This window comes from Actinotignum schaalii (assembly GCF_028864145.1).
In the GTDB taxonomy this organism is placed as follows: domain Bacteria; phylum Actinomycetota; class Actinomycetes; order Actinomycetales; family Actinomycetaceae; genus Actinotignum; species Actinotignum schaalii_B.
The window spans coordinates 1-5,227 of the sequence record NZ_JARBHJ010000062.1 but is presented as its reverse complement, the minus strand read 5'-3'; the positions used below and the strand labels follow the sequence as shown (position 1 = coordinate 5,227).

Here is a 5,227-nt window from a genome sequence, read left to right as displayed (position 1 = left end):
ATGGGGGCCAGGAGGGCGTAGGGGTGGCGGGGCGTGGGGGGGGGGGGGCGGGTGGGGCGGGGCGCGGGCGCCCCTAATGTGGAGAGCCGGGGGTGGGGGGGGGGCGGGGCCCGCGCAGTACCGTAATATGCCGCTTGGCAGTGTTCCAGGTTTTACGGCCCGCTTTCCGGCCTGCGATGGAGAAGGCCGTACCGACTTGCTCATCGACCTCACCGCCCTCGAAACTGCGTAGCTCACGAACATCTCCCACAAGCCGCCCAGCCTTACCCACGAGATGGGAGTCGTGTTTGGCATGTACATTCGCGGCTTTTTTGCTGGAGGTATCGCGGATATTCATCGAGGAAAGAACGCTGCTCACAGCCCGCTCTTCTCTATCACGCCCACAATCCCCGCCGGGCTATCGGCTAGTGCTTGTTTGTCGTTCGACCCCCAACACCACGCCCGACCCTCATCATTCCTCGCGCAGGTGGCGAACCGCGAAGCAACGAGTGACGTCACCCGTGCATCACCAGGGAGGGTGACTTGGCGGGCCAAGCTCGCTTTATCACCTTGGGCACCGCCCCCGAGTTGTCCGTTGTAGTCCGTACCCCAACACCACACCCCGGTGTTCGTGAGGGCGCAGGCGTGCGCATCCCCCACCGCGATGTCTTTCACCTCGAGGGCTTCGAGTCCCGAGACCGCCGCCGGTGCTTGGGTATCGGAGGGTTGCTGGCCTGCTTGGCTCCACCGGTTATCACCCCAGCACACCACGCCCACGCCGGTGCTCGCGCAGGTGGTGTCCCCACCCGCCGCCAAGATTTTCACGTCTGCATCGAAGGTGTGGGAAGCGTTCTGTCCGCGCTCCCCAGCCCCAATACACGACACGATCTTCCCGCGCGCTATACACATGTGTCCTTTACCGGAGGCTTCCAGCACGCCCGCCGCAGGCGCGGGCGCGGTCTCCGATGTCGGTGATACTACTGACGTCGTTGGTGTGGGTGGCTGTGATGTCGCGACGTCACCGGTCGGTTTTTTCATGACCCACAAAGCCGCGACCATGAGCGCGAGACATGCGAGGGCGGCCCCGATAGTGAGGTTGCGAGCCAAATTCCCGTGTCCGGGTAGCCCGCTCCCGCCCCGCCGCCGTCGACCGTCTGCTCGAGGCGAGATGGTCTCGACATCCACGACCGGCGCTAGCGGAGACGTCACTGGTTCGGAAAATGCCACGGTTTGTGGGGGTGTGGGAACCTCACCGGCACGCCCGGCTCCTACCACCCGCGCGAAGTTCGCCCAGGCAGCAAGCTCGGGATAAACATTCGGATGAGAGGCGATGTCTTCCAACACGCCTGGAACGCCGCCTTGAGTCGTGGCAATAATATAGAGCGCTTCAGCTCCAATGCTTTGATCAATCATTATCTGGCCGCCTTGTCTTCGAATTTCGTGGAAAACAACTCATAGAGCCGGCTACTGGATGGCATCGTGTTATCGAAAGGCACAAGCACACCGCCCAGGCGAAGCAAGCCTTTGCCTGGTGCTTGGTTCGTGAAAAACGCCGCCTGCTCACCCGACAACTTGAGCAAATCCGCTAACGCAGCACCGTCGGTAGCCTGTTGGTTGAGTAAGAAAAGCCCATCCGAGTTGGAGAGCATAAGCCGGGCGGCCTTATTGCCAAGCAATTCTTCGATGTTCTGGGTGATACCCGTCATCGAGGCGCCCCACTTCCGCACCCGCTTATACATCGCTTCAAAATATGCGGCCGCGTGCGGGTTCGCGAAAAGGGTGTGGAATTCGTCCACGTACACCCAAGTACGGATGCCGGCCGCGCGGTTGGTTTTGATCCGCCCCCAAATCTCTTCAAGAACAACCATCATCCCGAACGTCTGCACATCCCTAGACAAGTCGGCGGTGTCGAAGACTGTCACCCGGTTGTCACGGTTGATGGAGGTGGCGCGGGCAAACCCGGAAGCACTCCCGCTGGCGTAGAGTTCAAGGCCGCGGGCAAGCTCGCGCCCCTCACCATCAGTTTCGCGTGAGAGCGCGTCATATAAATCTGTGAGGGTCGGGGAAACTGCCTCGTCAGTATTCAAATAGTCACGGTAGAGCCGGGCCACGCACCGGTCGATGATCGACCGCTCCGAAGCCGAAAGACCCGCTTCTCCGCCGAGCAGCACCTCGAGGAGGGAAAGCGCCACCCCGCACTTCTCCTGAATACTCTCCCCGCCCGCGCGTTTGTCTACCTCGAGGGGGTTGATCGAGTCCGGTGAGCTAGACGAGACGATCACCCGGTTCGCACCCATCACCGAAGCTAGTGGCACGTATTCGCGGTCAGGGTCAATAATGAGCAGCTCATCGGTAGGCCGGCGAAGGAAGGTTTGCAGCATCGCAAATTTCGCGAACTGGCTTTTACCTGACCCGGTGGTACCGAGAATGAAAGCATTGGCGTTCATGCCTCGCCGCCGATCCGCCACAATCAAGTTCTTCGAGCGAGCATTAATGCCGTAAAAATCGCCGTCGTCTTCCATCAGCTCCGCGGTTGTGAACGGCACCATGACGGCTAGTGCGCCGGTGGTGAGGGTACGAAACACCGGCAGGCGACACACACCCAAAGGGAGGGTCGCCCCGAGGCCGTCGAGCTGCATATACCGCAATGTCTCCAGGTTGCATGAGTGCTTCGCGGCGAGGGTTTTCACGCGCTCAACCCGCCCCGCAAGCTCCCCCTCGCTGTCTGCCCCGACAGCGATCACTATTGTGGTGCGGAAGAGTTTTTCGTTAGAGCGTTCGAGCTGGGTGCGTAGTTCGGTTGCTTCCTCGAAAGATGCTTGCAACTCATGCGGCATCAGGTCACTCGACAAGCCTTGTTTGAGGAGTCGGCGTTGCTCGTTACCCCGCTGGATATCCATGCCAGCGATCTGAGCCTTAACCAGGTCAAGGCCCTTCTTTTGCGAGAGCGGGCCAATATGAATCGACACTGCCATATCCAGGGGCAGATCGGCCAGTTCGGCGAGGAGCTGGTCGGAAATAAAGGCCGGGAAGTCCCGCAACACGAGGCTTTGCCAAAGCCGTCCGCCCGCGTCCACATGATCACGCCCCACATCCAGCGAGAGAGGTGCCGCCACGTCTTTCGTTGTGAGGTTACTGGCCAGGAGCTGAGCGTAATCAAACCTCGGTGCATCTGGCCGCAGGAAATACGTCATCAAGGCCAGGCGTTCGCCTCCGTTTAGTTGGCGGGCCTGACAACCCTCAATCTCTCGCAGCGCGGCACTAGCGGTCGTGACCATGCGTGAAAGCGTGGTCTTAGCCTCCTCCACGCCCTCCGCCTCGATAGTTAGGGTTACGTATTTACGGCTAACGCAGTTATTGCGGCCCGTTGCTAGGCGGGAGGAGATCAAGGTGTTGTATTCGCTACGCCAGCCGTCAAGGCCGTCTCCACGCATAGCGAGGGCCACACCCCGCGCCAGCGTTTCCTTATCCAACACCTGGTTGATCAGTTGGATTTGCACGTGCGTGCCGGAAAGGTGTGAGTTGAGGAAGCGTGCGTATTTCTCAATCACGCCCTCCTGTACCTCGCTTGGCGCGAGAGAATAATTCACATCCGAGAGTTCAAGCGTCGCCGAATAGGTGTTGCCGCCAAGCCAGGCCAGCCCGGTCTGGGTGAGTCCCTCGTATGGGATTTTTGCTTGCACACTCCCCGGAGCAGCCGACATACCGGTAGCGCTCTTCGCGCTGCGCGACCGGCGACGCCGCCGGGGCGTGTTAGTTGTTTGTTTCGAAGGAGACGTACTCCCGACGAAGACGCCCGGAACGGGCGCGCCTTGCTGTTGTTGTGTTCTTTTGCCCATCACTAAACCCCACATCATCTGCTATTTGGTGGTAGAGGTAGCGGCGTCGCCCGAAACGGTACTCCCACGCATAACCCACATACTTTTCTGCGGGTATGCCCATCGGGCGCCACCACCCAAACATCGCCGCCGGAACCATCACCGCGAAAACGATCACGACACCGAGATCGTCAAGTCCGGCCCGGTAGCAGCCCCAATAAGAAAGGACAGCTACCGGGAGGGCGATGCTCAACGCTGCGAGCTGACGCCAGGAGAACCCAAAGAGGACTTTCGGCTGGTAGGCGGTCACCTCGCGGTAAACATGAACCTCAAAAGCCATGAGTCACGCCTATATTGCGATGGTTTTGAAGAGCTGGGCGGCAGCCACAATCATGACCCCGCCAAGCGCCTGCCACATTCCCGTCTGGGTCTGCTGACCATCATGGCTACGCAACCCACCAGCCAACGTGATCACGCCCCAAATAGCCCAAATACCACCGCCTGCGGTGGCGAATCTAGCGGAGAGATCGAGAAGTTCATTCAAATCCATGGTCTTTTTCCTTTCAAAAACGAAAGCCTGATTAAGGGTGGTTATGCGGCGTGCTTCGCCACATACCCCCGCCGGCGTGTAGCAGCGATGCATAGGCCGCCGGCCGTGATCGCCGCCAAAGCCAGATAAGCACTCGACGCCGAAGCGCTACCCGAATCAGCAAGCCGATGAGAAGCCGCAGCATATTTGCCCGAATACGAACCGGCAGAGCGCGCAGCGGCGCTATACACCCGCCCCTCATCGGTATCCCACTCATAAGAAGAAGACGCCTCTACGCCCGGTGCTTCATCCTCGACGCTCGGCAAAGTATCGCTACCCGCGTCAGGCGAGGGAACACCCGGCTCCGGGACAGGCTCCGGCGCAGGTTCAGGTTCAGGCGCGGGATCAGGCTCGGGGCTGGGCGGCACCGGAGCCGGCTCCTCGCCCGGCGTGGGAGGTGCAGGAGGCTCCGGCACGGGTGCCGGCTCCCCGCCAGGCGTCGGCGGCTCAGGAACATCTGGCACGGGTGCCGGTTCGTCTCCTGGCGTAGGCGGGGTATCCCCCACATCACTCGGTTCCGCCGCTCGAACGGAGGCCGTTCCCGCGTCCCTTACAAGCGGCGTCTCACCAGCCGCCACAGCCCCGGCCGTGGGAGCCGTTACTTCTGGTGCCAGCTCTGCCGCGTTGGCTGCCGGCAAAGCAAGGAAAGCCAACGTAGACACAGCAATAGCAGTCGTTGTTTTCTTCATTCTTTTACCTCACAAAAACGTTTATTTTCATGGCCACATGTTTCGAAAAAAGTGGGGGCTGGGCCGGCCAGCAATATACGGCCCCGCCCCTCTTTTACACTGTTAGCGCCTCCCACACCGTAAAAACCCCCCCCCCCAGGACTAAAAGACCC

The 5,227-nt window shown here is 60.5% G+C and carries 6 protein-coding genes; all 6 read right to left on the bottom strand.

What is annotated here, in order from left to right; all coding sequences use genetic code 11:
• Positions 1–73: 73 nt before the first annotated feature.
• From PWJ82_RS09440 to PWJ82_RS09415, 6 genes are read right to left on the bottom strand one after another with little or no spacing between them, the layout of a single operon-like run.
• Complete coding sequence (locus PWJ82_RS09440; protein WP_274736421.1) at positions 74–358, bottom strand: hypothetical protein; 285 nt, start codon at positions 356–358, stop codon at positions 74–76.
• Positions 355–1,392, bottom strand: a complete 1,038-nt coding sequence (locus tag PWJ82_RS09435; RefSeq protein WP_274734381.1) for an RCC1 domain-containing protein — start codon at positions 1,390–1,392, stop codon at positions 355–357. Before PWJ82_RS09435 ends, PWJ82_RS09440 begins: the two co-directional genes overlap by 4 nt.
• Complete coding sequence (locus PWJ82_RS09430) at positions 1,392–3,683, bottom strand: VirB4-like conjugal transfer ATPase, CD1110 family (protein WP_274734379.1); 2,292 nt, start codon at positions 3,681–3,683, stop codon at positions 1,392–1,394. The genes PWJ82_RS09435 and PWJ82_RS09430 overlap by 1 nt, the downstream gene beginning before the upstream one ends.
• Positions 3,684–3,732: 49 nt before the next feature.
• Positions 3,733–4,137 (bottom strand): PrgI family protein, encoded by a 405-nt coding sequence (locus tag PWJ82_RS09425; RefSeq protein ID WP_274734378.1) that lies wholly within the window; start codon positions 4,135–4,137, stop codon positions 3,733–3,735.
• A 9-nt stretch (positions 4,138–4,146) separates the two neighbouring features.
• Positions 4,147–4,347: a hypothetical protein gene (locus PWJ82_RS09420; RefSeq protein WP_274734377.1), complete on the bottom strand. Its 201-nt coding sequence runs from the start codon at positions 4,345–4,347 to the stop codon at positions 4,147–4,149.
• Positions 4,348–4,388: 41 nt separating this feature from the next.
• Complete coding sequence (locus tag PWJ82_RS09415) at positions 4,389–5,075, bottom strand: hypothetical protein (RefSeq protein WP_274734376.1); 687 nt, start codon at positions 5,073–5,075, stop codon at positions 4,389–4,391.
• Between the last annotated feature and the right edge of the window lie 152 nt (positions 5,076–5,227).